The organism is Aeromicrobium sp. SP1 (genome assembly GCF_055663785.1).
Window position 1 is genome coordinate 43799 of sequence record NZ_JBQVVK010000001.1, and the last position, 26455, is coordinate 70253.

Below are 26455 nucleotides of genomic sequence, written 5' to 3' on the forward strand. Positions count from 1 at the left end.
CGTATATTCTTAAGATTCATCGACGAGGGAGAAACGTGCGCACCACAAGGAGATGGTCCCGGGACCGCTCGGCCCTGCTGCGCCTCACGGGCGTGGCCGCGGCCGTCGCACTGGTCGTCGCCGGCTGCGGCACGTTGATGCCCGGCGGCAACACGACCGACCTCGCGGCGAGCGCGAGCGGACCCGACGGCCCCGGCGTGACGGCCGACTCCGTCAAGGTGGACTTCGTCGCCGTCGACCTCGACGCCGTCAAGAAGCTGACCGGCTTCAACACCGCCTCCGTCGGTGACCAGAAGGCCCAGATCAAGGCGCTCGAGAAGTGGGTGAACGCCAACGGCGGCATCGGCGGGCGGAAGATGCAGGCGAACTTCCGGCTGTACGACGCGCAGACCGACTCCCCGGCCGCCGAGGAGCAGCTCTGCAACAAGATCACGCAGGACGACAAGGTGTTCGCCGTCGTCATGACGGGGCAGTACCAGACCAACGCGCGGCCCTGCTACACCGACCGTCAGACGCTCGTCCTGGACGCCTCGCTGTACGCCATGAGCCAGGACTACTTCGACGACGCCTCGCCGTACCTGTGGACGGCAAGCTTCCCCGAGTACCACGCGTTCGTCCGTTCCTTCGTCAAGGTGCTGGGCGAGCAGGACTTCTTCGAGGGCCAGAAGTCGGTCGGTCTCGTGGCCGCCGACTCCCCGCTCAACCGCAGCACGATCAAGGAGCTCGCGGTTCCCCTGCTGAAGAAGGCCGGCGTCACCCCGGTCGTCTCGTGGGTCGACACGACCGACACCGGCTCGCTCTTCGAGGGACTGACGCAGGCGGCGGTGACGTTCCGCAGCAAGAAGGTCGACCGCGTGATGTTCCTCGGCGGATCGCGGCTGGCCAGCGTCTTCGCGAGCGTTGCCGCGACGCAGGACGGGTTCACCCCGCGCTACGCGATCTCCAGCTTCGACAACCCGACGTTCTTCGTGAACAACCCCGACACGATCCCCGCCGGGACGATGGACGGGATGGTCGGCATCGGCTTCCACCCGCCGCAGGACGTGCCGGACAAGGAGCTGCCGTTCCCCACGGCCGCCGCCGAGAAGGAGTGCCTCGCGATCTACAAGGCCGCGGGCGTCACGTTCCCCACGCGTGAGGCCGCCCGGGTGGCGCTGCCGTACTGCGACGCGACCCGGCTGCTCAAGCTCGGCGCCGACAACCTCGCGGCGGACGCGAGCTTCAACGCCGCCTCGTGGGCCGGCGCCGTCGATGCGCACGGCAGCGAGTTCCAGACCGCGTCCGGGTTCGGCAACGAGCTCGGCGACGGCGGGCGCGCGGCGTCCGGTGCCTACCGCGTCCTGAAGTACGACGAGGACAAGGGCCACTTCGTGTACGTGGGTCCCGAGGTGCCGCTCGATGAGGAATGACGTCGCCGGGGCGCCCGCGCTCGAATGCACCGGGATCCGCGCCTCCTACGGTCCGGTCCAGGTGCTCTTCGACGCCGGCCTGCGGGTCGACGAGGGTGAGATGGTCGCCCTCCTCGGCCCCAACGGCGTCGGCAAGAGCACGCTGCTCAAGGTGATCGGCGGCCTGCTGCGCCCCGACGCCGGCACGGTCCACCTCGGTGGCGTCGACGTCACGACCCTCGCGCCGCGCAAGCGGGTCGCCCACGGACTGTGCCAGGTGGTCGGCCAGGCCACCTTCCCGTCGCTGACCGTCGCGGAGAACATCGCGATGCACGCCTACGGGGCACCCGACCGGCGGTGGGCCAAGGAGGCGAGCGAGGCCGCGCTGGCGGTCTTCCCGCGACTGGCCGCCCGCCGCGACCAGCCCGCCTCGAACCTGTCGGGCGGCGAGCGCCAGATGCTCGCCCTCGCGAAGGCGATCGTCGTGGACTCCCGCATCATCGTGATCGACGAGTTCTCGCTCGGACTCGCGCCCGTGGTCGTCGGCGGACTCATGGAGCTGGTCCGCCGGCTCAACGCCCGCGGCAGCGCCATCCTGCTGGTCGAGCAGTCGGTCAACGTCGCGCTGTCGCTCGTCGACCGCGTCTACATGATGGAGAAGGGCGAGATCATCGCCGAGGAGCGCGCGTCCGTCCTGGCCGCCGACCCCGAGCGCGTGCAGGCCCTCATGCTCGGCGGCCACGTCGACGCCCACGGGATGAGCGCGTGATGGGCGGCTTCGACTTCGGCATCGACCGCCTCGTGATCGGCCTGTTCACGGGTCTGACGTACGGCATGCTCGCCGTGGGCCTCGTGCTGGTCTACCGCTCGAGCCGCTTCGTGAACTTCGCCCACGGCGCGGTCGGGGCGTTCGGCGCCTCGGTCCTCGCGCTGCTCGTCGGCGACTGGGGAGCGCCGTACTGGGTGTCCCTCGTGATCGCGATCGTCGTGGCCGCGCTGCTGTCCGCGGTCGTCGAGATCCTCGTGGTCCGGCGCCTCGACGGACGTCCCAGCATGGTCGGGATGATCGCCACGCTGGGCCTGTCGCAGCTGATCCTCGTGATGGCGCTGCTCATCAACTCCGACGGCGTCAGCGGCTTCACGTTCCCCAAGCCGACCGGACTGCCGACGTTCACGATCTCGTCGCTGCCGATCGGCACGCCCTACGTCGCGATGCTGATCCTCGCGCCGGTGCTGCTGGCCGTGCTCGGCTGGTTCCTGCGGTACCACCGGTTGGGCATCGCGATCCGGGCCGCCGCCGACGATCCCGACATCGCCGCGCTCGAGGGCATCCCCGCGCGCTGGATGGCGACCCTCGCGTGGGCGATCGCCGGTGGCATCGCCGCCTTCTCGGCCATCCTCGTCACGCCGACGACCGCGGGAGCGGGCATGGAGGGCCTCGGCCCGGACCTGCTGCTCAAGGGCCTCGCCGGTGCCGTCATCGCCCGCATGACCTCGATCCCGATCGCGATCGCCGCCTCGCTGGGCATCGGCGTGATCGAGCAGTTCCTGCTCTCGAACCCCGACACGGCCGACCTGGTCACCGTCGTGATCGCGCTCATCATCGTGATCGCGCTGCTGCGCCAGCCCGCCCTGGGTCGCTCCGGCCAGGACAAGGGCCGCTGGCGCCGGGTGGTCCTGCCGCCGCTGCCGCCGGCGTACCGCTCGGTGCGCAGCATCGTCTGGCTGCCCCGCGTCAGCGTCGCCGTCGGCGTCGTCGTCGCATTCGGTCTGGCCTGGGTCGTCACCAACGACACCGCATCGGTGCTCACCCAGGTGGCCGGCTACACGCTCGTCGGCCTGAGCGTCGGTCTGCTGACCGGACTCTCGGGCCAGCTCTCGCTGGGCCAGTTCGCGTACGCGGGCATCGCGGCCGCCGCCTCGATCCACGTCGCCGCGGCGACCGGCAGCTTCCTGCTCGGGATGCTGTGCGGCATCGTCTCGGGCGCGATCGCCTCGGCGCTCGTCGCGATCCCGGCGATGCGGCTCAAGGGTCTCGCGCTGGCCGTCTCGACGCTCGCCTTCGCGCTGGCCACGTCGGGTTGGCTGCTCAAGCAGGAGCTCTTCCTCGGCGACGGCGTCGCCCCCGCGAAGCCGACGTGGTGGGGCTACCCGCTGACGTACGCCGTCGACTACTACCTCTTCGCCGTCGTCGCGCTGTGCGTCGGCGTCTGGGTCACGAACAACCTGCGCCACGGCGGCTTCGGTCGCATCCTGCAGGCGCTGCGCGACAACGAGCAGGCCGCACGCGCGCTCACGGTCCCCAACCGCCTGCGCTTCATGCAGCTGTACGCCACGTCGGGTGCGCTCGCGGGCCTCGGCGGCATCGTGATCGGCCACGGCCAGTCGCAGCTGACGGTGAACTCGTTCCCGGCGGACGCCTCGATCGACGTCGTCGCGCTGACCGTGATCGGCGGCCTGACCGTCACGCTGGGCCCGCTCGTCGGTGCGCTGCTGCTGATCGGCATCCCCGGCCTCGTCGGCATGAGCACCGTCGGTCAGGCGGCGCTCGCGATCGCGTGGCTGCTCGTCGTGATCTTCCTGCCCGACGGCATCGGCGGAGTCCTGATCGGTGGCCGCGACCGGGTCTACGACTGGCTCGCCCGCCGTGCCGGCCTCGATCCGCTGCGCGAGCGCCACGGCGTCGGCGACCCCAGCCGGGCCGCCTCGCCGCTGCGCGCCCACCCGCAGCTCGACAAGCTCGACGCCGCCGCGCCGGCCGTCCCGGGCAGCGGCCCGATCCTCGCCGTCCACGGTGTGGGTCGCCGATTCGGCGGCGTCGTCGCCGTCGACCAGGTCAGCTTCGAGGTCGCCCCGGGCGAGATCCTCGGCGTCATCGGCCCGAACGGCGCCGGCAAGACCACGTGCTTCGAGATCGTCGCCGGGTTCACGAGCCCCGACGCGGGTCGGATCGTCTTCGACGGCATCGACATCACGGCGGCCACGCCCGAGCAGCGCGCGGGCGAGGGCCTCGTCCGCTCGTTCCAGGACGCCGCCCTGTTCCCGACGCTCACGGTGCACGAGACGGTCATGGTCGCGCTGGAGTCCGCCGAGCCCACCCAGTGGTGGACGTCGGCGCTCGGCATCCGGTCGGCCGAGCGGGACAAGGCCGCCGCCGCCGACGAGATCATCGAGCAGATGCGCCTGACCCGCTACGCCCGCCACGCCGTCGGCGAGCTCTCGACCGGCACCCGTCGCGTCGTCGAGATCGCCTGCATGCTGGCCCTCAAGCCGCGCGTCCTGCTGCTCGACGAGCCGTCGGCCGGCATCGCCCAGAGCGAGTCCGACGCCCTCGGCGACCTGCTGCTCGCGATCCGCGACGAGCTCGGCACGACGATGGTGATCATCGAGCACGACCTGCCGCTGCTCTCGCGCCTGTGCGACCGGATGGTCGCCATGAACCTCGGCCGCGTGATCGCCAGTGGCACCCCCGACGAGGTGCGCAACGATCCGGCCGTCGTGACGTCCTACCTGGGCGCCGACCAGGCCGCGATCCACCGCTCCGGCACGCATGTGGGAGATCTCGACCCCGATGCGCCCACCCTGACCGACATCCAGCCGATGCCGACCCGATGAAGGAGACCGACGTGACCCGTCACGTGACACGTGCGCACTCGAGCGCGGGAGTGGTCCGCCGCCTGCTCGCGATCGCTGGCGCCTTCGCCCTGCTGATCCTCGCGGCGGCACCCGGCTACGCCGCACCCGCGCTCCAGGTCAGCGCGACGTCCAAGCTGACGGACGGGCAGACCCTCACGATCTCGGGCTCGGGGTTCGCGCCGAACCTCGCCAGCATCGCGATCGGCCAGTGCATCAAGGGCTACGTGGGTCCGGCCGACTGCAACACGAGCGGCGGCGCGACCTTCAAGAACGCCGATGCCTCGGGCAAGGTCTCGAGCTTCACGATCGTCGTCAAGGAGAAGTTCGGCGGCCACGACTGCACGAAGGAGCAGTGCGTGGTCGCGGGCGCTCCGCTGCCGACCACGTCGGACGCCGCGACCGTGAAGGCGAACACCTACGTCGTCCCCATCTACTTCGGTGACGCGGGCCCGGCGCCGACGGCCGCTCCGACCTCGGCCGCTCCGGCGCCGCCGGCCTCGACGACGATGGCGACCGGCCTGTCGACGACATCGGCCGCCACGGTCACCGGCCCGGTCACGCCGACCGACTCGCACGGGGCGGCCGGGTTCCTGGCACTCGGTGCCGGCGCCCTGATCGCCGGCGGGGTGGGGATCATGCTCATGGTCCCGCGCCGCGGTCGGGCGGGGGCGGCGTCATGATCCGGCTCCGGTCCGCGCTCGTCGCCCTGGGCGCGCTCATCGTCGCGCTGACCGCGCTCGGGCCCTGGTCGGCCACGACGCCGAGCGCGTCCGCCGCCGAGGGCGATGCCTCGGCGACGGTGGCGTTCAGCTGCAAGATCGGCAACTTCCCGGCGTATCCCTGGAACCCGACCATCACCGTCTCGTCCGTGCGTCCTGCCGGATCGGCGACCGTGACCGTCACCGCCCACACCACCGAGATGGCGGGGGCGTCGCCGGTTCCGCTGGACTACGACGCCACGACGAGCATGAAGCTGAGCCTGTCCGGCACCGCGCTCACCACGGCGGGCTCGGGACACGTCAAGGCAGAGAGTTACAGCACGTTCGCGATGCCGGACTCGACCGGCACCTTCGTGTCCTCCGCGGCCGACGTCGCGGTCACGGTGACCTCGTTCGGGTTCGTCGTGGACCCGAAGGGCCTGAAGATGTCCGGCACGTGCACGCCCACCGGCAGTGCCGCGCTCGGGACCATGACGATCGTGATGGGCACCGTCCCGACGCCGACGCCGACGCCCACGACGATCAGCTCCGCGACCGCGAAGCCCACGGCCACGGCCACCGCCACCGAGTCGACGGGCGACGACAGCGGGACGCCCGCGCGGGGCAAGGTCACCTTCGCCTGCGTGCTGCACCCGCTCTCGAGCAAGTTCAGCTACCCGGCGACGATCACCGTGGCGGGATACCGCACCAAGTCGACCGACCCCGTCACGCTGTCGGCCACGATGACGAACCTCCCGGGCATCGCGCCCGTGACGATCGACGGCACGATGAACGTGGCGCTCGGACTGACGGTCGGTGGCACCAAGACCACCCTGACCGGTTCCTCGCACGCCAAGGCCGCACCGAAGCAGGCCGTCCCCGTGCCGACGTTGTCGGGCAAGGTCGCCGCCGACGGGAACGAGCTCAAGGTGCTCGTTCGCTCGTTCACGTTCGACTTCCCGGACATGAGCATCGACGCGACGTGCACCGCCTCCGCGGTCTCCCTCGGCACCCTGGTCGTCGGGTCCGAGGCGGCGAGCGGTGTCAGCGACGCCTCGTCCGGGACGCTTCCCGTGACGGGCGCGAACCACCTGGGCATGCTGCTCGCCTGGGCCGCCGGCCTGGTCGCGCTCGGCGCCGCCGGCCTCGTGGCGCTGCGGCGCACCGCGCGCTGACGCGGGAGACGAAACATGAGGCATATCGGTGGCCAGGGCCACCGATATGCCTCATGTTTCGTTCAGCCCCGGGCGTCCGAGGGGCGCGGACGACAAATCCTTCTGCGTTGAGGCGGCCATAGCCACCCCAACGCAGAAGGATCCGTCCCCCGCAGGGGCTCAGTACTCGAAGGAGCGCGAGGCGCGGAAGCCCGTGGCCTCGAGGGCTGCGACCGAGATGGGCGCCGAGGGGGCGGCGATCTCGCCTCGGTACTCCAGCGGCGGCAGTCCCGCCTCGACGCTGATCCGGTCGAAGAGCTCCGCGTTGCGCGGGCCGACCTCGGCGTGCGTCAGGTGGTAGACGCCGCTGAGCTGCGCATCGAGCGCGTGGACGATGGCATCGGCCGCGTCCTCGACGTGCAGGCGGTACAGCAGCGCATCGGCCGAGAACGGGACCGAGCCACCGAGGTACTGGTGCGCCATCGCGACCTTCTGCTCGATCGGCGGGTCGCCGGCTCCGAAGATGTCGCCGCAGCGGAAGACCACCGCGCGGTCTCCTGCCGCGAGGTAGGTGCGCTCCATCGCGAGGAAGTTGCTCGGGCTCGGATCGCTCGACGCGGTCACCAGCGACGACTCGTCGATCTCGTCGAGGTGGTTGGCCGCGTCGCCGTAGACCGACAGGGACGAGAGCGCCACGAGCCGCGTCGACGGGCTCGTCGTGGCGACCACGTTCTCCGCGGTCCGGACCAGCACGTCGTGGTAGGTCGCCGCGCGGCCCTCGGGGGTCATCGAGGTCTGGGCGGACGGACCCGCCGTGATCACGACGGCATCCACTCCGGCCACCGCCGCGGCGACTGCCTCGGCGTCGGACCCGCGCACCACGACCGCCTGGCCGAACTTCTCGGCCAGCGTGGCGACCTTCTCCGCGCTCGTCGCGGTCACGGTGACGTCATCGCCACGCTCCAGCAGCCGCGCGGCGACCGCGGAGCCGACGAGGCCGGCGCCGATCACGAGGGTCTTCACGCAGCACCGCCGTCACCGCGCAGCGCGGCGATCTGTCCGAGGCCCGCGCGGGTCGCGACGAGCTCGTCGACGCGCTCGGCGCCGAGGAACTTCTTCGAGAGCTCGTTCATCGGGTCCAGCGTGTAGCCGTAGGTGCGCACGAGGTGGTCGCGCTCGCGCAGCGCGGCACGCTCCTCGACGGGCACGGGGGTCGCCTCGCGGACCCAGCCCAGCCACGTGTCGACCCGCTCGAGGACCGAGGCGCGCAGCGTCTCGACGACGTCCTCGGACCGCTGGGCCATGTAGGAGTTCGCGACGGGGGAGTTGAAGGCGCGCATGTACGTGCCGTGGCTGACCGACCACGTGAACCGGTCGTCACCGCGCAGCTGGAGCCACGAGTTGTTGAGCGGCTCGTAGTAGCGCTGGACGTAGTCGACGTCCGTCATCGGGTCGCGGCGCGGCACGAGGTCGCTGAAGTGGAAGATCTGCGGCACCGTGCCGAAGACGATGACCAGGTGCGGCACGTCGATGTGCGGGCCGAGCCAGACCTGCAGGTTCATGTCGAGGATCGAGGCCTTACGGTTGCCGATCCAGGAGTGGACGAGCCACTCGACGCCCGCGTCGGCGTCGCCGACGTAGGGATTGAGCGAGCCCTCGTAGCCACCGTCGTCGGTGGTCCAGTAGTCCAGGCCCTCCCCGGACGAGTGCGGGGTCACCGCGAGCTCGGCCGTGATGCGGTCCTTGGCCTCGCTCAGGATGCCCCAGAAGGCCGCCCACAGCTCGGAGCTGTCGACGTCGGGTGCTTCCGCGAGGAACTCGTGAATCGTCTTTGTCTGCACGCTATTGCTCATGCGATGACGATATACATATATGATCTATTCTGACAGGAGGTTGAGCGATGATCGTCGTGGTGAGCCAGGCGTGGACCAAGCAGACCGAAGAGGACGCGCAGGCCTACATCGCGCTGAACGAGGAGTTCGGCCGGTTCTTCAGGACCCATCCGGGCTTTCGCGGTCGTCGTCTCGTGCGCGGCCGGGAGAACCCGTGGCACTTCACCCACCTGCGCTTCTTCGACACGGTCGAGAGCTACGAGGAGTGCACGAGCGCCGACGGATACGTCGAGCACACCGTCGCGATGTACGCGCACCTCGAGCCCTACGACTCCTATCCGCGTGAGTACCTCGACGTCGTGATCGACGAGGTCGCGGACGGGAGCACGCGATGACCACGTTCGTCCTCCTCCACGGTGCCTTCCGCGGTGGCTGGGCCTGGCGCCGGGTGCGCCCGTTCCTCGTCGCCGCGGGCCATGACGTCCATGCGCCGACGCTGGCCGCCGACGCCGACGGACTCGAGGCCTGGGTCGACCAGGTCGCCACGTTGCTCGAGGTCGAGGACCTCACCGACGTCGTCCTCGTGGGCCACAGCCAAGCCGGCATCGTCGTGCACGAGGTCGCCCGCATCGCCGCCGACCGACTGCGCGGCATCGTCTACCTCGACGCGGCCGTCCCCGATCCGGGGGAGCGTGCCGTCGACATCGCGGCGACGCCCCCGGACGACGCGATGCTGCCGCCGCGGGACACCGCGATCCCGCCGCGCCCGCTCGAGGCCGCCGGCACCCTCGACGCCGCCACCGCGGCCTGGATGAACGCCCGCCTCGCCGCGACGCCGTTCGCGCCCTCGCTCGACCGCGCCGGAGCCGACCCCACGGTGGCCGCGACCTTCGCCTTCTTCGCCGACACCCCGGCGATGTACCCCTGTGGCACGACGCGTGCCCGGCTGGACGACCGGGGGACGCCGTACGTCGTCCTCGACGGCGGCCACGACGCGCCGCTGACCCACCCCGAACCCGTGGCCGGGCTGCTGCTCGGCCTCGCCGCATGAGACACCCAGACAGAGAAACGGACGAACGACGTGACAGTGCGTGAAGGCTGGCAGGGCCGCTACTTCGAGGACTTCGAAGTGGGTGACATCTATCAACACCCGCTCGGGCGCACCGTGACCGAGTACGACAACATCTCGTTCTCGCTGCTCACGATGAACAGCAACCAGATGCACTTCAACAGCGAGTACGCCGCGAAGTCCGAGTTCGGCAAGCCGCTGGTCGTCTCGACCCTGACGGTCGCGATCGCCGTGGGGCAGTCGGTCACCGACCTCACCCAGAACGCCTTCGCGAATTTGGGCTGGGACGAGATCCGGATGACGCACCCCGTCTTCGCCGGCGACACCCTCTACAGCGAGTCCATCGTGCTCGAGAAGCGCGAGTCCGCGAGCCGCCCCCACGCGGGCATCGTGACGGTCAAGACCCGCACCCTCAACCAGGACGGCGCGGAGGTCTGCTCGTTCAAGCGGACCTTCTACGTGTACCGCACGGGTGCGCAGCAGCTCGAGAACCTCTTCCCGGTCGGCGAGCGACCGCTCGAGGCCTGAGCGACCGATGACGATGCGGATCACCTTCGCGCCCTGGGGCGAGACGTTGGCCGAGCTGGCCGACGCCTCCGCCCGGGCCGAGCGCGCCGGCGCCGAGGCCATCTGGGTGCCCGAGCTGCATCGCAGCGCCACCGTGACCGCCGCGGCCGTCATCGGCGCGACGACCACGGCGCAGGTCGGCACGGCGATCGCCCTGGCGTTCACGCGCAGCCCGATGGTGACCGCGCTCGAGGCCCTCGACCTCGACGAGCTCTCCGGTGGCCGTTTCGTGCTGGGCCTGGGCACCGGTGTGCAACGGCTCAACGAGGACTGGCACCACGCGCGCTGGGGCAAGCCCGTCGGGCACCTGACCGAGACGGTCCGCAACATCAGGGCCTTCATCGCCGGTGCCACCGCGGGGGAGCCGATCGAGCTCGACGGCGAGTTCGAGCCGATCCGCCTGCGCGGCTACGAACGCCCGTATCCGGTGCAGCGCACCGAGGTGCCCATCTACCTCGCCGCGATGGGTCCGGCGATGACCCGGCTGGCCGGTCGCATCGGGCAGGGCTGGATCAGCCACGAGCTCTGCTCCCCGGCGTTCCTGGCCGAGCGGGCGCTGCCCGAGATCGAGGCCGGTCTGGCCACCGCCGGGCGCCGGCGCAGCGACATCGACCTGGTCGTCTCGGCCTGCTGCTCGGTCGATCCCGACCCGGACGTGGCGATCGAGCGGGTCCGGGGCCACGTCGGCTTCTACGCCAGCGTCCGGACGTACGCCGACTTCTTCGACTTCCACGGCCTGGCCGAGGGCCAGCAGCGGGTCATCGACGCGTTCCGCTCCGGTCAGGGCGCCGAGCACCTCGCGGCCGCCGTGACCCCCGAGATGGTCGACGCGATCACGCTCAACGGCGACCGCCACCGGGTCGCCGAGCAGCTCGCCGCCTACGAGGGGCTCGCCGACTCGGTCAAGCTCTCCGCTCCCACGCACGGCCTCACCCCGGCGCAGATCCGCGCCGGCCAGGACGAGGTCATCGCCCTCATCGCAACCCTCACAGGAGGACGGCCATGAAGCCGCTCGCAGACATCCGGATCATCTCGCTGGAGCAGTACGGCGCCGGCCCGTTCGGCAGCGTCCACCTGGCCGACCTCGGTGCCGAGGTGATCAAGATCGAGGACCCGAGCGTCGGCGGCGACGTCGGACGCTACGTGCCGCCGTACTTCGAGGAGGAGGACTCGCTCTTCTTCGAGACCTTCAACCGGAACAAGAAGTCGGTCTCGATCGACATCAAGACGCCCGCGGGCCGCGCCGTGTTCGAGGACCTGGTCCGCGGCGCCGACGCCGTCTACTCCAACCTGCGCGGTGACGTCCCGGAGAAGATCGGGATCACGTACGACCAGCTCAAGCACCTCAACCCGCGGATCGTGTGCTGCTCGCTGACCGGGTTCGGCATGACCGGTCCGCGCAAGGCCGAGCCCGGCTACGACTACATCCTGCAGGGGCTCGCGGGCTGGATGGAGCTCACGGGCGAGCCCGACGGCCCGCCGACCAAGTCGGGCCTGTCCCTCGTCGACTTCTCCGGCGGGTACGTCGCCGCGCTCGCGCTGATGGCCGGACTGCACGCGGCACAGCGCGACGGGGTCGGGATGGACTGCGACGTCTCGCTCTACGACACCGCGATGGCGATGTTGACGTACCCCGCGACGTGGCACCTCAACGCGGGCTACACGCCGCAGCGGACGAGCCACTCGGCGCACCCGTCGCTCGTGCCGTTCCAGGCCTTCGAGGCCGCCGACGGCTGGTTCGTCGTCGGCTGCGCGAAGGAGAAGTTCTGGGGCCGGCTGGCCACGGCGCTCGGTCACCCCGAGTGGGCGCAGGAGGGGTCGCCCTACGCGACCTTCTCGCTGCGTCAGCAGCACCAGGGCGAGCTGACCGCGCGCATGGAGGAGATCTTCGCGACCGAGTCGGTCGACCACTGGCTGAGCCTGTTCTACCCGGCCGGGATCCCGTGCGGTCCGATCAACGACGTCGAGCAGGCGCTCAAGGACGAGCACCTGGCCGCGCGCAACATGCTCGTGGAGACCGAGCACCCGCGCTACGGCACCGTGACCCAGCTGGCCTCGCCGGTCCGGGTGGGCGCGGAGCCGCCGACCTACCGTCGCGCCCCCCAGCGCAACGAGCACCTCGTCCAGGTCCTGACGGAGGTCGCCGGGTACGACGAGGCCAGGATCGCCGAGCTGCGCGCCGCTGGCGCCTTCGGAGCCGAGAACGTCTGATGTCCGACCTGTTCGCACCCGCGCTGGCCGCCTGGGCGGTCGATGACCTCGGCGTCCCCCCGGCCGAGGTCACCGACGCCGCCCTGCGGCACCTCACCGACGGGTTCGGCACCGCCGTCGCCGCGGTCCGGGCGGGTGCGGCCGATCCGGCGATCACCGTCGCGCGTGGCCTCGGCGGCCCCGCCGAGGCGACGATCCTCGGGGGAGTCGATCGGGTGTCGGCCCCGGCGGCCGCCCTGGCCAACGGCACCCTCGTGCACGCCCTCGACTTCGACGACACCCATGCGGGCGGCCTCGTGCACGCGACCGCCGTCGTCCTGCCCGCCGCCTTCGCCGTGGGGGAGCAGGTCGGTGCGACCGGCCGGCAGATCGTCGACGCCGCGATCGTCGGCTACGAGGTCGCGTGCCGGGTCGCGGCCGCGGCCCCGAACGGCTTCCATGCCGGTGGGCTGCACGCCACGATGGTCGCCGGGGTGTTCTCCTCCGCGGCGATCGCCGCGCGGCTCATGGGTCTCGACGCGGTCACCGCGACGCACGCGCTGGGCATCGCCGGCAGCCAGGCCGGCGGACTGCTGGCCTTCCTCGCCACGGGCGCCAGCACGAAGCAGCTGCACCCGGGCCTGGCCTCGCAGTCGGGCATCCTGGCCGCCCGGCTCGCCGCCGCCGGCGCCACCGGACCGGAGACGGTCCTCGACGGGCCGCACGGGGTGTACGAGGCGCTGGCGCCCGCCGCCCTCGCCCGGGGTGCCGTCGACCGCGGCGTCCTGCTGCGTGGCCTCGGCGGATCGGACCCCGACGACTGGGAGATCACCCGGATCGGGATCAAGCCCTGGCCCGCCTGCCAGCTCTCCCACGCGACGATGGCCGCGGCCGCCGACGCGCTCGCCACGGCCGGTGTCGGCGCCGACCAGGTCGTCGCCGTCGAGGCGCTCGTGCACCCCGACTCGGCCGCCGTCGTCTGCGCCGCGGACCGTGACCTGACCCGTCCCGTCAGCGGGTACGCCGCCAAGTTCTCGCTCCCGTGGAGCGTCGCCGCGCTCCTGGTCGACGGAGCCGTCGGCGTCCACACGTACGACGCGACCCAGCTCGCGCGCACCGACATCTCCGCTCTCGCCGCCCGCATCACGTGGCGCGAGCGCCCGACCGACGGGGTCGCGGCCGATGCCGCCGGCGACGTCGTCCTCACGCTCACCGACGGCCGCGAGGTCGCCGGGCACGTCGACCGCAGCCCCGGCGGCGGCAGTGAGCCGTTGGGCGACGAGGCCCTGCTGACCAAGTTCCGCGGCAACGCCGGACCGTTCGCCGATCGGCTCGGCGAGGCGCTCCGGACCCTGCCGACCGCCCCCGACCCCACGCACGTCCTGGAGGCCCTGCGATGACCCTGAGCGCGATCACCCCGTCCGACTTCCCCTGGTTCCCGTACGAGGGCTTCACCTTCTGCCTCGGCCTCACCGAGGGAGACCACGCGTGGACGTCGGGGCACACGTCGGGCCGCCACGATCCCGCGCTGGGCAAGATGACCGTCAACGGGACGATGACCGAGCAGGCCGAGATCGCCTACGCCAAGTGCCTGGCGATCCTCGCCGCGGCCGGATTCGGGCCCGAGGACGTCACCCGGGTGACCGAGAACGTGACCGCCGCGGGCATGCACGCGTACGCCGACCAGGCCGCCGTCCGGACCCGGATCTTCGGTGACCGGCCGACGGTCCGCACCGTCGCCGTCGAGCGACTCGTGCGGCGCAACGCGTGGCTCGAGGTCGAGCTGCACGCCACGCGGGGCGGCGGTACCCGGCTGGCCTCGTCGGCCGACGGCGTGATCACCGAGGGCGCCGAGGGCGTCGTCTACCTGCCGACCGTCCTGCCCGTGGACGAGTCCGGTGAGGTCGTCTTCCCCGGCGACTTCGTGGCGCAGTACCGCTACGTGCTCGAGAAGGCCGGCGTCCTGCTGGAGTCGGTCGGCCTCACGCTCGGCCACGCCGTCACGACGTTCGACTACTCGACCCCCGAGACCCGCGACGTCTACCGCAAGACGCACTGGGTGCGCAAGGAACTGCTCGGTCAGAACGAGGCCAACGTCTACCCGTGTGCCGGCGGCATCCTGATGAGCGAGATGCACGCCCCGGGCGTCATGGTGGCGATGGACGTCACCGCCTCGCGGCACCCGCTGGAGCTCGTGAACCCGGGCTGGTCGCGCTACGACACCCTCACCTACGCGCCCGGGATCAGGGCCGGCCGGATGCTCTTCATGTCCGGCTTCGCCTCGCTCGACATGGAGTCCCAGCAGGCGCTCCACGACGGCGACCTCGGCAAGCAGGCCGAGGTCACCTTCGGCGCGATCGTGCACCTGCTGGAGTCCGAGGGCCTCGCGGTCGTCGACCTCGTGGAGACCACGGAGTACTGCGTGGAGTCCTACGTCGGGGACTACAAGGCCGTCGCCGACGTGCGGGAGCGCCTGCTGAGTGCGCCGTGGCCGGCGTCGACCGGTGCGCTGTGCCACTCGCTGCTGCGTCCGGAGTTCGGCCTCGAGGTCTTCCCGACGGCGATCTATCCCGCCGACCACCCGCGGATCGTGGGTGCCTGACGTGACGAACTCACTGCTGACCGACGAGGTGCTGGCCCTGCGCGGCCGCACCGTCACCTACACCGCCCCCGAGCCGGCGGGAGCCGCCGCCGGACGCTACTTCGGGCTCGCGATCGGCGACGACAACCCGCTCTACAGCGATCCGGAGTTCGCCCGCGCCCAGGGACTGGCCGGGGTCACCTGGCCGCTCACCCTCGTCTGCGAGACGAACCAGTACGCCGGCCTGCCGATGGACGCCGAGGGCTACGCCGGCCACACGTGGGGCCTCGAGATGCCCGGCACCCGGCAGGTCCGCGGTGGCAACCGCTACCTGTTCCACCGCCGGATCCGGCCCGAGGACGTGATCGTCGCGACGTGGTCGATCGACGACGTCCAGGGCAAGGTCACCGGCTCGGGCAACGAGATGGTGATCATCACCTCCACGGCGCGCTACGCCACCGAGCAGGGCGAGCCGTTGGCCGAGAACACCGAGACGATCATCTTCGTCGGGCTGGAGAAGCAGTCATGAGCACCCGGATCTCGGTCGGCGACGGCGTCCCGCCGCTGGAGCGGACGATCAGTCAGGTCGACATGGTCGCCTACGCCGGTGCGACGTGGGACTGGCACCGGCTGCACTACGACACGGCGTACACCGAGGGCAAGAGGCTTCCGGCGCCGATCGTCGACGGCCAGGTCTACGGCGCCCTGCTCGTCGAGATGCTCCAGGACTGGCTCGGTCCGCTCTCCTTCGTGCGCGAGCTGGAGTTCACGTTCCGCAACCTCGTCTTCGCGGGGGAGACCCTGCGCTGCACCGGCGAGGTCACGGCCGTGCACGACGACCGCATCGAGGTCGCGATGGCCGTCGTCGTCGTCGCGGAGGACGGCAGTGACGCCCGCGCGGCCGCCGCCCCGTGCCGCGCCGTCGTCCTGCTCGGCCAGGCCGACGGCCCGGGAGCAGACCGATGATCTCGATACGCGGGCTCGCTGGCGCTCGCCCTGCTACTCGATCACCGGGCGAGGTTCTCGGTGGTCGAGTGCCGGCGAGCGCAGCGAGACGGTTTATCGAGACCACGGGAGCAGTCAGATGACCGGCGTCGCGATCGTCGGCGCCGCCGAGTCCGATCTCGGCTCCACGGGACTGTCCATCCTGGGCCTGCAGACCCAGGCAGTCACCCGCGCGCTCGCCGACGCCGGACTCACGCTCGCCGACGTCGACGGGATCGCCACGACCGGTGTCGCCCGGTTCTCCGCGACCCAGCTGGCCGACCACCTCGGGATCGTGCCCACGTGGACCGACTCGACCTTCGCCGGCGGCAGCGCCTTCGAGATGTTCGTCGCCCGCGCCGCCCAGGCGATCCGCGACGGTCAGGCGACGTGCGTCGTCATCTCGTTCGCCTCCAACCAGCGCTCGGCTAAGTCGCGACGACTCGGCGGGGTCTTCGAGTCGTGGACCCCCGAGGCGCAGTTCGAGGAGCCGTACGACCCGCTCTACCCGGCGTCGTACTACGCGATGGCCGCGCAGTCCTACCTGCACCGGTACGGCGGCACGCATGCGCAGCTCGCCGAGTTCGCGGTCGCGGCCCGGGAGTGGGCGCTGCTCAATCCGGCGGCGTTCCGTTTCGGTTCCGGACCGCTCACGGTCGAGGACGTCGTGAACGCGCCGGCGCTCTCCTCGCCGCTGACGGTGGCGGACTGCTGCCTCGTGACCGACGGCGGCGGCGCCGTCGTGCTCACGTCGCTCGAGCGTGCCCGTGACCTGCCGCAGCAGCCGATCGAGGTGCTCGGGTACGGCGAGCGGACCACCCACACGGGCTTCGCCACGGTCGACGACCTCACCGTGCCGGCCGCGGCGGACTCGGCTGCCGAGGCGTTCGCACGCGCCGGGGTCACGGTCGCCGACGTGGACGTGCTTGAGGTCTACGACTCCTTCACGATCACCGCCGCGTTGAGCGTCGAGGGCCTGGGCTTCTGCGGCCCGGGCGAGGTGCTCGACTTCGTCGCCGACGGACGGATCCGTCCCGGCGGCGAGCTGCCGCTCAACACGAACGGCGGTGGCCTCTCCTACTGCCACCCCGGCCAGTACGGCGTGCTGCTGCTCGTCGAGGCCGTCCGCCAGCTGCGCGGCGAGTGCGGTCCGCGCCAGGTCCCGGACGCCGAGATCGCCGTCGCGCACGGCACCGGCGGGATTCTCTCGACCCACGCCACCGTCGTCCTGGGGGTCGCGCGATGAGCACCTTCGCCTGGACGCCGCCCGAGGTCCCGCCGGCGGACGAGATGACGGCCGACTGGTGGGACGCGACGCGCGACCACCGGCTCACCGTGCAGACCTGCACCGCGTGCGACCAGCGCCAGCACCCGCCCCGCTCGCACTGCACCGGCTGTGGCGACACCGACCACCTCACCCTCGTGGACGCGTCCGGCGAGGGCGTGGTCGACAGCTTCACCGTGGTCCACCGCGCCCCGCGTGCCGACCTCGCGACGCCGTACGTCGTCGCCCGGATCCGGCTGGCCGAAGGGCCGATCCTGCTCAGCCGGCTGCCGGTCGAGGACTGGACGATCGGCGACCCGGTGCACGTGACGTGGCTCGACCTTCCGGACGGGCGCGCGTTGCCCGTCTTCGTCCGCCCGACCAACTTCACCCGTGACAGCTCAGATGACAGGACAGGGGAGTCCGCATGAATTTCGACCTCGATGAGGACCAGCGCGAGTTCAAGGCGCTGCTGCGCACGTTCGTCGACCGGGAGATCGTGCCGGTCGCCCGCGACTGGGAGCAGTCCGGCCGGTACCCGACCGAGATCGTCGAGGGCATGAAGGCCATGGGCCTGTTCGGCATCACGGTGCCGCAGGAGTACGGCGGCCTCGACCTGGATCCGGTCTCGTTCGCGCTGGTCTTCGAGGAGATCGCGCGCGGCTGGATGGGCATCGCCGGCATCCTCGGCAGCCACTCGCTGGCCTGCCGGCTCATCGCGATGCACGGCACCGAGGACCAGAAGCAGCGCTACCTGCCGGACCTGGCGACGGGCGTGCGCCGCACGGGCATCGGCCTGACCGAGCCCGACGCGGGCACCGACCTGCAGGGCATCCGCACGACCGCCCGGCTCGACGGTGACCACTACGTCGTCAACGGCGCCAAGATGTGGATCACGAACGCCCGCTACGCGGACCCGCTGCCCGTCCTGGTCAAGACCGATCCGTCGGCCTCCCCGGCGCACCGCGGCATGAGCGTGCTGCTGATCGAGGCCGGGACGCCCGGCTTCGAGGTCACGAAGGACATCCCGAAGCTCGGCTACAAGGGCACCGAGTCGTGCGAGATCTCGCTGCGCGACGTCCGCGTGCCCGTGTCCCAGCTCGTGGGCGGGGTCGAGGGACGCGGCATGCAGCAGGTCCTCTCGGCGCTCGAGTGGGGCCGCGTGAACATCGCCGCCCGCTCGGTCGGCATCGCGCAGCGTGCCCACGACGAGGCGCTCGCCTACTCGCAGCAGCGCACGGCGTTCGGCCAGCCGATCGCGGACTTCCAGGCGATCCAGCTCAAGCTCGGCGAGCTCGGCACCCAGGTCCAGGCGGCACGCCTGATGGCCTACTGGGCCGCCGACGCGGTCAAGTCCGGGCGGGCCGACGGCGCGACCGGCATGGCGAAGATCTTCTGCTCCGAGGTCGCCCTGCAGGCCGCGATCGACGCGATGAAGGTGCACGGCGGCTACGGCTACTCCACGGAGTTCGAGGTCGAGCGGCTCTACCGCGACTCGATCCTCATGAGCATCGGCGAGGGAACCAACGACGTCCTGCGCACCGTCGTGGCGAAGTCACTGCTGAAGGGAGAGACCCGTGTTGGCTGAGTCCCGACTGGCGCGTTCGGCGCTCTACGTCCCCGGCGACGCCGAGGACAAGCTCGCTCGTGTCCTCGAGCGCGGTGCCGACGAGGTCATCATCGACCTCGAGGACGCGATCACGGCGCAGAACAAGGAGCACGCCCGCGAGATCACCCGGACGTGGGTGCACGATCTGCCCGTGCTGGGCGACATCGGGATCTGGGTGCGGATCAACTCCGACGAGCACCGCGAGGCCGATGTCCGTGCCGTCGCCGGCGCGCCGGCCCTGAGTGGCTTCCTCGTCGCCAAGACCGAGACCGCCGCCGAACTGGTCGCACTCGACCACCTGCTCGCCTCACTGGGCTCGGTCGCCGCGGTCGTCCCGTTGCTGGAGAGTGCCGGCGCGATCATGCGGGCCGGTGAGATCGCGGCCGCGCCGCGCGTCCACCGGCTGCAGATCGGCGAGGCCGACCTGCGCGCCGACGCCGGCATCACGCCGGGGCCCGACGAGCGGGAGCTGCTCTTCGCCCGGTCCCAGGTCGTCTTCGCGTCGGCCGCGGCCGGGATCGCGCCGCCGATCGCCCCGGTGTCGACCGAGTTCCGTGACCTGGAGGCGCTGCGGACCTCGACCGAGGCGCTCGCGCGGCTCGGCTTCGTCGGTCGCGCGTGCATCCACCCGGCCCAGGTCGCCCTCGTCAACGAGGTCTTCACGCCCTCGGTGGAGCAGGTCGTGGAGGCGTTCGCGATCCTCGACGCACTGGCCTCGGCCGGCTCGGGCATCGCCCTGGACAGCCGTGGCCGGATGATAGACGAGGCCGTCGCCCGTCAGGCGCGGCTCGTGATCGCCCGCTCGCGCTGAGGCGCGTCCCCGGGCCGTGGCCCCTGCTGGCCGGTCGGGACTCGAGGAATTTACGTGGATGTTTCACGAGTCCGCCAGATCTTGCGCGGATATCGTATATTCTCAGATGAGACGTAGGACACACCTGAGGGAGACATACATGAAGTTCCGTTCGACCGGCCGACGCGTGATGACCACGCTCGCGACCAGTGCCCTTGCGGCGGGAGCCCTCGTGGTCCCCACCGTTCTGCTCGCCTCCCCGGCGCAAGCGGCCTCCACGACGGTCGAGGATGTGGCATTCACGTGCTCCAGCCCCTTCGGTCCCATGTCGTACACCACGGACATCTCTTTCGACGCCACGTGGTCCCAGGCGGGCGGACGGGCCGAGATCTCGGCCCACCTGCTCGACAACATGACTACCCCGGCCCCGGCGTTCATCAGCGGAAGCGCCGATGCGGTGCTGCACGTGAAGGAGCACAGCGGAGCCCAGGTCAAGACCGGAACGCTGACCGGCACCGATGCCGATGGCTTCATCGCCGGAGTCCTCACGGGGCCGCAGGTGAAGGGAACGCCGGCTTCGATTCCGGGCAAGACGGTGAAGCTGACCGTGGAGAGCCTGGACTTGACCTTGACGAATCTGCCCATGACGCCGTCCACCATGAACCTGACCTGCACCCTGGCCGAGCCGGTCACCGTTCCGGACGTGGCGGTAAACCTTCCCGCGCCTGTGGCGGGCACGTCGCAGCTGCTGTGCACGACCTTCAGCACGACGTTCTACTACCCGGCCGTCACCACGGTCAGCGCGACCCGCGTCTCGGGCACGACCAAGACCGACGTCACGGTGGCGATGAGCCCCATGCCGGGCATCATCCCGCTGGCCCTCTCGAATGTTGCCGTCACCTCCGACCTGGATCTGTCCATCGGCGGTACGGCGGCCTCGGCCACCGGCGCGGCGACCGTGCCCTCGCTTGCGAGCAATGCGCCGATTCCGGTCCCGACCAGCAAGGGCAGCATCCAGTCCTCGGACGCGTCGATCGATGTCGCGCTCGTGGACGCCGACTTCATCGCCACGGCGCCCTTCAGCCCGGGCGCCCCGCCCACGCCGGTGTCGATCCCGTGCGAGGTGGCGGCCCCGTTCACCGCCTCGGCCGTGACCGTCACGGCGGCGACCCCGCCCGGCCCGTCGGCCGCGTGCATCGCTGCGAAGGCCAAGGTCGGCCCGGCCCAGGCTGCCGTGAACTCGCTGACCAGCAAGGTCGCCGCGGACACCAAGAAGGTCGCGTCCGCCAAGAAGAAGGTCGCCAGCGCCACCAAGGCCGTCAAGAAGGCCAAGAAGGCTTCGAAGGCCAAGCAGAAGGTCGCCAAGAAGAAGCTGGCTGCGGCCAAGAAGGCGCTGTCGGCAGCCAACAAGAAGCTGGCCGCTGACAAGGCCGCGCTCGTGAAGGCCAAGGCCGCCCTGACCGCCGCGAACAACGCGGTCAAGGCGTCCTGCTGAGGGAGGGAACCCCAACGACACTGCCCCGGTCCTCACGGACCGGGGCAGTGTCGTTTCTGCGTCCCGGCACCGCCGGCCCTCGTGGGCGGTGAGATACGTACGTCTAGGGGCGTGCGGAGGTTCGTAAGTCACCCGCCCGGCGCGGTTCGGCGTGTGGGCGGTGAGTGGCGTACCGCTGGCCCGGGTGGGCGGTGAGTTACGTACGCCTAGGGGCGCATAGAGGTTCGTAAGTCACCGCCCGGGGCGGTTCGGCGAGGGCGGTGAGTTACGTACCGCTGGCCGGGGTGGGCGGTGAGTTACGTACGTCCAGGGCCATCCGGAGGTACCTAAGTCACCGCCCCCGGGGCCGCAACGCAGAAGGGGCGGTGACCTACGTACCCGTCCGGCCATCCGGAGGTTCGTAAGTCACCGCCCGGGGCGGTTCGGCGAGGGCGGTGAGTTACGTACCGCTGGCCGGGGTGGGCGGTGAGTTACGTACGTCCAGGGCCATCCGGAGGTACCTAAGTCACCGCCCCCGGGGCCGCAACGCAGAAGGGGCGGTGACCTACGTACCCGTCCGGCCATCCGGAGGTTCGTAAGTCACCGCCCCCACGTCAGGGCGCGGACCTCAGAGGTCGTGGCGGCCCAGCACGTCGTGCCGGCGCGCGTAGCCGGGGGTCATGAAGCGCTTCGTGAGGCGCCACGAGGTCAGCCACGCGATCGCGTCGCCGTTCTTGCTGCTGGCGAGGATCCGGTCGACGAGGTACGGCGCGACGTCGTCGACCTCGTCCACGAGGATGTTAAGGATCTTGCGCTGGCTGCTCACCTGGTCGGGAGCGAGCGCAGCCTCGCGCCGCCAGCCCTCGGTGATGAGGATGCCGGGGCGGATCTGGCCGACCCGCACGCCCGTGCCCTCGACCTCCTTGGCCAGGGCGGCGGTGAAGCCGTCGAGGCCACGCTTGGTGGACCCGTAGACGCCCATCTTCGGACGGATCTTGCCGTCGCTGCCGCCGCCGAGCACGTTGAAGAGCTGGCCGCCGCCCGCCGCCGTCATCCCGCGCACGGCGGCCTGGCTGGCGTAGATCGTCCCGAGCATGTTCGTGGTCACCATCTCGGCGACGTCGCTCGCGGTGGTGTCCACGATGTCGGCGGTCGTGTGCGCGACGCCGGCGTTGTTGATCCAGATGTCCACGCCGCCGAGCTCGGCCGTGACCGAGTCCCACAGCGCCGTGCTCGACGCGGGATCGGTGACGTCCAGGACGCGACCGAGGACCCGGCCGCCGTCGGTGGACTCCACCTCGGCGACCGCCTTCTGCACGGACTCCTCCCGGCGGCCGGTGACGACCACGTCGTGGCCCCGGGTGTGGAAGTGCTTCGCCAGGGCATGTCCGATGCCCTGGGTGCTTCCGGTGATGACGACACGCTTCATGGGATTCTCGCTCTCGATCAGAGGGGACGCTTGAGGTAGATGCCGGTCGGCTCGCCGTCGCCGACGACGCCGTCGGTCATCACGGCGTGGCCGCGCAGGAACGTGTCGGTGACCTTGGCGGTCAGGTCCGCACCCTCGAACGGGGTGTACTCCTGCGTCGACTCCGAGTCCTGCGCACGCACGGTCCACGGGTGTGCGACGTCGACGAGTGCGAGGTCCGCGTCGAGGCCGACGGCGATGGCGCCCTTGCGGCCACCGAGGCCGTACCGCTGCGCCGGGTTGGTCGCGGTCAGCTCCGCGATCCGGCCCAGGGACAGGCCGCGCTTCGTGCCCTCGCTGACCATGCCCGCGAGCAGGTACTCGGCGCCGCCGAAGCCGGACTTGGCCAGGAAGACGTCCTCGCGGTCGTCGCCGAACTTCATCTCGTCCTTGCAGCAGGCGTGGTCGCTGACGACCCAGTCGATCTTGCCGTCGAGCACGTACGACCACAGCGCTTCGACGTCCTCGCGCGGACGCAGCGGCGGGTTGACCTTGCCACCGATCGTGGGCGCGGTGTCGCAGTCGGCGAGCAGGTGCCCGACGGTGACCTCGCGGCGGAAGTCGATGTGCGGGAACGCCGCCGCCATCGTGAGCGCCGCCTCGACCGCCTTGCGGCTCGTCAGGTGCAGCAGGTTGATCGTCGGCAGCTGGGTCTCGTGCGCGAGGTAGGAGGCGATCGTCACGGCCAGGCCCTCGGAGTGCGGGGGACGCGAGGCCGAGTAGGCCGGCAGGCCGCTGAGCGTGCCGTCCTCCTCCACGAGCTTCGTGTAGGCGGCCATGATCTCCGCCGTCTCGCAGTGCAGCGACAGGGAGATCTGGTCGGCGATCTCGGGGTTTTCCTCGCGGGCCTTCTGGATGCCGCGCATGACGAACTCGAAGTGAGCGTAGTCGTAGCGCTCGCCCTCGGGCGTCATGAGGAACGAGGCCTGGTCCGCGCTGCGGCCGTGCAGCCCGTGGCTGCCGTAGAACATGAACACCTTGAACGACGTCACGCCGTGGTCGCGCACGAGGCTCGGGATCTCCTCGATGTGCTCCTTGCTCATCGGCGCGAGGTGGTAGGCGTAGTCGACGACCGCACGCCCCTCCGTCTGGGCGAGCACCTCGGGGAAGAAGTCGGCGTACGCGCCGCCCTTGTTGAGGTAGTACTGCCCCGTGCGCATGTACGACAGCGACGTCGTGACGCCACCCTGGGCGCAGGCGCGGGACTCGCTCGCGACGTCCTCGGGCAGCGGGTTGTAGATGCCCCAGTGCTGGTGGCCGTCGACCACGCCGGGGAACGCGACCTTGCCGCCGCCGTTGACGACCGAGGTCGCGCGCGCGGGGTCGAGTCCGGCCTCGAGCACCGCGATGCGGCCGCCCGCGATCCCGATGTCGACCGGCTGGGGCTCGTCGTGCCCGGGCAGCACGGCCGAGACGTTGGTGATGATCAGATCGAGGTCGGTCATGACGGGTCTCCCTGGGGTGAGGTGGCGAGGCGGGTGAGCGGTGCGAGCAGGGCGGCGATGTCGCCGCCGGTCCCCGCGCCGGTGCCGAGGTGCGCGACGCCGTCGCGCAGGTGGTGGATCGCGGTGGGGTCGAGGCGGCCGGCGACGTTGTCGCTGAACTTGCGGCCGAGCTCCTCGGCGCTGAGCGGTCGGGCGGGGCCGCCGCGGTTGGTCAGCACCTCCTCGACGAGCGTCTCGCCGTCCGTCGTGGTGACGATGACGATCGCCGGGAACTGGTGCGGGAAGATGGCGTCGCAGCGGGCATCGCCGACGACGTCGACCTTGGCCATCAGCGCGCGCCGCACGGGATCCTGGGCGAGGGCGTCGGTGTAGTCGTCGAGCCCCGTGGCCAGACCGCCGCCGCCGATCAGCCCGGCGGCGAAGGCGTAGGGACCGGAGAACTGCGCCTGGTAGCCCGTCTCGGGAGCCCGCTTGACCTCGATCGGCTCGCCGATCGTGCGCGCGGTGGAGGTAGCGACGGCGACGGTCACCCGCTCGACGCGCTCGGGGGTGACGCCGCGCGCCGCGAGCGCCCGGCCCGCGTCGACCGTGGTGTGCGTGAAGTGGTTGGCGGGGTAGGGCTTGAAGAAGATGCCCGGCACCGCCCAGCTCTGGCCGAGGTCGTCGGTGATCGCCTCGGGGAACCAGCGTCCGTGCAGCCACGCCTCGAAGAACCCGAACCGACCTTCGAGCACGCTCGGCGGCCCCGTGAAGCCGCGCCGGACGAGCTGGGCGGCGGTGACGGCGGACTGGGCGGCGATCCCGCAGTGCAGCCGCTTCACGGTGCCACCGGTGCGGTTGGCCTCGATGATCCCGGCCGCCATCGAGGCGGTGATGCCGAGGGCGTGCAGCACCCCGTCGGCGTCCGCACCGTAGAGCAGGGACGCGGCGACCGCGCCGCCCATCGCCCCGGTGATCGAGGTGGCGTGCTGGCCGTGCTCGAAGAAGACCGAGTTGCCGAGGTCGGCGTCGTACCCGGCCATCCCGAGCCGGACGGCGACCTCGAGGCCCACGGCGATCGCGCGGGCCAGCTGCTCGCCGTCGGCGCCGGCGTGCTCGGCCGCGGCGAGGGCGGCGGGGATGACGCTCGCGCTGGGGTGCAGCACGGAGGGCAGGTGGGTGTCGTCGTAGTCGAGGGAGTGCGCGAGGACGCCGTTGACGAGGGCGGCCTGCGTCGCCGTCACCTTCCCGGGCATCCCGACCGCGGTGGCCTGTGCGTGGCCGCCCTGGTCGCGGACGAAGTCGAGGATCATCGCGCTCGTCTCGAGGCGGTGGGCCGCGACGCACAGACCGAGCACGTCCAGGATCCGGTCCCGCACGCTGGCGGCCACGTCGTCGGGGACGCCGTCCGCGTAGGCGGACACCGCGAACCGAGCGAGCTCGGCGCCGAGGGTCGTCGTCGCGGTCTCGGTGCTCATGCGCCGACCACCGCGAGCGGACGCACGGGGGAGCCGGTCGCACCGAAGAACTTCAGCGGGGACAGGACGAAGAGGAACTCGTGGACACCCGCGGCGGCGAGCGCCTCCAGGTCCATCGCCTCGATGATGTAGATCCCGCGCTCGACCAGCAGCACGCGGTGCGCCGGCAGCAGGCCGTGACCCGATCCGGGCGCGAGGCGCTCGTAGGCGATCGTGTCCGCGCCGGTGGCGCGGATGCCGTGGTCGGCGAGCCACGTGGCGCCCGGCGCGCTGACCCCGGGAACTCCGGTCTGCAGGCCGCGGTACGTGTCGCCGTCGCCGGCGTCGAAGTGCTGGCCCCAGCCCGACCGGACGAGGACGACGTCGTCGGAGCGGATCTGGACGTCCTGCGTCGCGACGGTCGTCTCGAGGTCGGCGACGGTGATCTCCTGACCCGCCTCGAGCCGGTCGACGCCGAGGGCTCGGGGCACGTCGAGCAGCACGCCGCGGCACACCATCGGCTCGATCGTGTGGGCGCCGAGCTCGACGTAGCGGCCGCCGCCGAGCGCGTCCTCGACCGGCAGGTCGCCGAACAGCTTGCCGTCCTGGGACACGTGCGAGAGGGCGTCGACGTGGGTGCCGACGTGGGTGCCCATCGTGATCATGTCGTTGGCCGCCGAGCCGCCGTCGGCACGGACCATGTCGCCGTGGCGGCGCGGCAGCGAGTGCCAGTACGCCGGATGGTTGGGCGACTGGGGCATGCCGACGGTCAGGGTGCGGCCGAGGTCGAAGGTGCGCACGCCGGCGTCGACGGCGGCGAGCAGTGCCTCGGTGGTGGCGTGGATGGTCGCGTGGGTGGTCATGACGGTG

25 protein-coding genes are annotated in these 26455 nt (G+C 71.2%); 19 read left to right on the forward strand and 6 right to left on the reverse strand.

Going from position 1 to position 26455, the window contains the following annotated elements; all coding sequences use genetic code 11:
* Positions 1-35 precede the first annotated feature (35 nt).
* Genes ACT26F_RS00190 through ACT26F_RS00210 form a run of 5 tightly spaced genes read left to right on the forward strand, consistent with a single transcriptional unit; the run spans position 36 to position 6897 of the window.
* Complete coding sequence (locus tag ACT26F_RS00190) at positions 36-1409, forward strand: ABC transporter substrate-binding protein (RefSeq protein WP_471668444.1); 1374 nt, start codon at positions 36-38, stop codon at positions 1407-1409.
* Positions 1399-2157: an ABC transporter ATP-binding protein gene (locus ACT26F_RS00195; protein ID WP_471668445.1), complete on the forward strand. Its 759-nt coding sequence runs from the start codon at positions 1399-1401 to the stop codon at positions 2155-2157. The genes ACT26F_RS00190 and ACT26F_RS00195 overlap by 11 nt, the downstream gene beginning before the upstream one ends.
* Positions 2157-5003: an ABC transporter permease subunit gene (locus tag ACT26F_RS00200; RefSeq protein ID WP_471668446.1), complete on the forward strand. Its 2847-nt coding sequence runs from the start codon at positions 2157-2159 to the stop codon at positions 5001-5003. Before ACT26F_RS00195 ends, ACT26F_RS00200 begins: the two co-directional genes overlap by 1 nt.
* A gap of 11 nt (positions 5004-5014) precedes the next feature.
* Entirely contained in the window at positions 5015-5704 is a 690-nt protein-coding gene (locus tag ACT26F_RS00205; RefSeq protein WP_471668448.1) for a neocarzinostatin apoprotein domain-containing protein, read from the forward strand.
* Positions 5701-6897 carry a hypothetical protein gene (locus tag ACT26F_RS00210; RefSeq protein ID WP_471668449.1) on the forward strand — a complete coding sequence of 399 codons (1197 nt, stop codon included), beginning with the start codon at positions 5701-5703 and terminating at the stop codon, positions 6895-6897. The genes ACT26F_RS00205 and ACT26F_RS00210 overlap by 4 nt, the downstream gene beginning before the upstream one ends.
* Positions 6898-7056: 159 nt before the next feature.
* On the opposite strand, the gene ACT26F_RS00215 is transcribed toward ACT26F_RS00210, so the two are convergent.
* Together ACT26F_RS00215 and ACT26F_RS00220 are read right to left on the reverse strand one after the other, a co-directional pair.
* Positions 7057-7899, reverse strand: coding sequence for an NAD-dependent epimerase/dehydratase family protein (locus tag ACT26F_RS00215; protein WP_471668450.1), 843 nt, complete (start codon positions 7897-7899; stop codon positions 7057-7059).
* Complete coding sequence (locus ACT26F_RS00220; protein ID WP_471668452.1) at positions 7896-8729, reverse strand: hypothetical protein; 834 nt, start codon at positions 8727-8729, stop codon at positions 7896-7898. The genes ACT26F_RS00215 and ACT26F_RS00220 overlap by 4 nt, the downstream gene beginning before the upstream one ends.
* 47 nt (positions 8730-8776) lie before the next feature.
* Here ACT26F_RS00220 and ACT26F_RS00225 point away from each other — a divergent pair, with 47 nt between their 5' ends.
* The 14 genes from ACT26F_RS00225 to ACT26F_RS00290 all read left to right on the forward strand — a co-directional run bounded on the left by ACT26F_RS00225 (position 8777) and on the right by ACT26F_RS00290 (position 21257).
* Positions 8777-9103, forward strand: coding sequence for a hypothetical protein (locus ACT26F_RS00225; protein WP_471668454.1), 327 nt, complete (start codon positions 8777-8779; stop codon positions 9101-9103).
* On the forward strand, positions 9100-9759 hold the full coding sequence (locus ACT26F_RS00230) for an alpha/beta fold hydrolase (RefSeq protein ID WP_471668455.1): 660 nt from the start codon (positions 9100-9102) through the stop codon (positions 9757-9759). Before ACT26F_RS00225 ends, ACT26F_RS00230 begins: the two co-directional genes overlap by 4 nt.
* Before the next feature lie 30 nt (positions 9760-9789).
* Positions 9790-10305: a MaoC family dehydratase gene (locus ACT26F_RS00235; protein WP_471668456.1), complete on the forward strand. Its 516-nt coding sequence runs from the start codon at positions 9790-9792 to the stop codon at positions 10303-10305.
* Positions 10306-10312: 7 nt separating this feature from the next.
* Positions 10313-11350 (forward strand): LLM class flavin-dependent oxidoreductase, encoded by a 1038-nt coding sequence (locus ACT26F_RS00240; RefSeq protein WP_471668457.1) that lies wholly within the window; start codon positions 10313-10315, stop codon positions 11348-11350.
* Complete coding sequence (locus ACT26F_RS00245; protein WP_471668458.1) at positions 11347-12555, forward strand: CaiB/BaiF CoA transferase family protein; 1209 nt, start codon at positions 11347-11349, stop codon at positions 12553-12555. The genes ACT26F_RS00240 and ACT26F_RS00245 overlap by 4 nt, the downstream gene beginning before the upstream one ends.
* Positions 12555-13934, forward strand: coding sequence for an MmgE/PrpD family protein (locus tag ACT26F_RS00250; protein ID WP_471668460.1), 1380 nt, complete (start codon positions 12555-12557; stop codon positions 13932-13934). Before ACT26F_RS00245 ends, ACT26F_RS00250 begins: the two co-directional genes overlap by 1 nt.
* Positions 13931-15136: a RidA family protein gene (locus tag ACT26F_RS00255; protein WP_471668461.1), complete on the forward strand. Its 1206-nt coding sequence runs from the start codon at positions 13931-13933 to the stop codon at positions 15134-15136. The genes ACT26F_RS00250 and ACT26F_RS00255 overlap by 4 nt, the downstream gene beginning before the upstream one ends.
* A 1-nt stretch (position 15137) precedes the next feature.
* Positions 15138-15644: an FAS1-like dehydratase domain-containing protein gene (locus ACT26F_RS00260; RefSeq protein ID WP_471668463.1), complete on the forward strand. Its 507-nt coding sequence runs from the start codon at positions 15138-15140 to the stop codon at positions 15642-15644.
* Positions 15641-16081, forward strand: a complete 441-nt coding sequence (locus tag ACT26F_RS00265; protein ID WP_471668464.1) for a MaoC family dehydratase — start codon at positions 15641-15643, stop codon at positions 16079-16081. Before ACT26F_RS00260 ends, ACT26F_RS00265 begins: the two co-directional genes overlap by 4 nt.
* Positions 16082-16199: 118 nt before the next feature.
* The gene (locus ACT26F_RS00270; RefSeq protein WP_471668465.1) at positions 16200-17345 is read left to right on the forward strand and encodes an acetyl-CoA acetyltransferase; all 1146 of its coding nucleotides are present in this window, start codon (positions 16200-16202) and stop codon (positions 17343-17345) included.
* The gene (locus ACT26F_RS00275; protein WP_471668466.1) at positions 17342-17794 is read left to right on the forward strand and encodes a Zn-ribbon domain-containing OB-fold protein; all 453 of its coding nucleotides are present in this window, start codon (positions 17342-17344) and stop codon (positions 17792-17794) included. The genes ACT26F_RS00270 and ACT26F_RS00275 overlap by 4 nt, the downstream gene beginning before the upstream one ends.
* On the forward strand, positions 17791-18951 hold the full coding sequence (locus tag ACT26F_RS00280) for an acyl-CoA dehydrogenase family protein (protein WP_471668467.1): 1161 nt from the start codon (positions 17791-17793) through the stop codon (positions 18949-18951). The genes ACT26F_RS00275 and ACT26F_RS00280 overlap by 4 nt, the downstream gene beginning before the upstream one ends.
* Positions 18941-19783 (forward strand): HpcH/HpaI aldolase/citrate lyase family protein, encoded by an 843-nt coding sequence (locus ACT26F_RS00285; protein ID WP_471668468.1) that lies wholly within the window; start codon positions 18941-18943, stop codon positions 19781-19783. Before ACT26F_RS00280 ends, ACT26F_RS00285 begins: the two co-directional genes overlap by 11 nt.
* A gap of 139 nt (positions 19784-19922) precedes the next feature.
* Complete coding sequence (locus ACT26F_RS00290; RefSeq protein WP_471668469.1) at positions 19923-21257, forward strand: hypothetical protein; 1335 nt, start codon at positions 19923-19925, stop codon at positions 21255-21257.
* Positions 21258-21864: 607 nt separating this feature from the next.
* Here the strand turns inward: ACT26F_RS00290 and ACT26F_RS00295 are convergent.
* From ACT26F_RS00295 to ACT26F_RS00310, 4 genes are read right to left on the reverse strand one after another with little or no spacing between them, the layout of a single operon-like run.
* Positions 21865-22665, reverse strand: a complete 801-nt coding sequence (locus ACT26F_RS00295) for an SDR family oxidoreductase (RefSeq protein WP_471668470.1) — start codon at positions 22663-22665, stop codon at positions 21865-21867.
* 17 nt (positions 22666-22682) lie between these two features.
* Positions 22683-24149, reverse strand: a complete 1467-nt coding sequence (locus tag ACT26F_RS00300) for a dihydroorotase (RefSeq protein ID WP_471668471.1) — start codon at positions 24147-24149, stop codon at positions 22683-22685.
* Positions 24146-25606 carry an MmgE/PrpD family protein gene (locus tag ACT26F_RS00305; protein WP_471668472.1) on the reverse strand — a complete coding sequence of 487 codons (1461 nt, stop codon included), beginning with the start codon at positions 25604-25606 and terminating at the stop codon, positions 24146-24148. Before ACT26F_RS00305 ends, ACT26F_RS00300 begins: the two co-directional genes overlap by 4 nt.
* Positions 25603-26448: a cyclase family protein gene (locus ACT26F_RS00310; RefSeq protein WP_471668473.1), complete on the reverse strand. Its 846-nt coding sequence runs from the start codon at positions 26446-26448 to the stop codon at positions 25603-25605. The genes ACT26F_RS00305 and ACT26F_RS00310 overlap by 4 nt, the downstream gene beginning before the upstream one ends.
* Between the last annotated feature and the right edge of the window lie 7 nt (positions 26449-26455).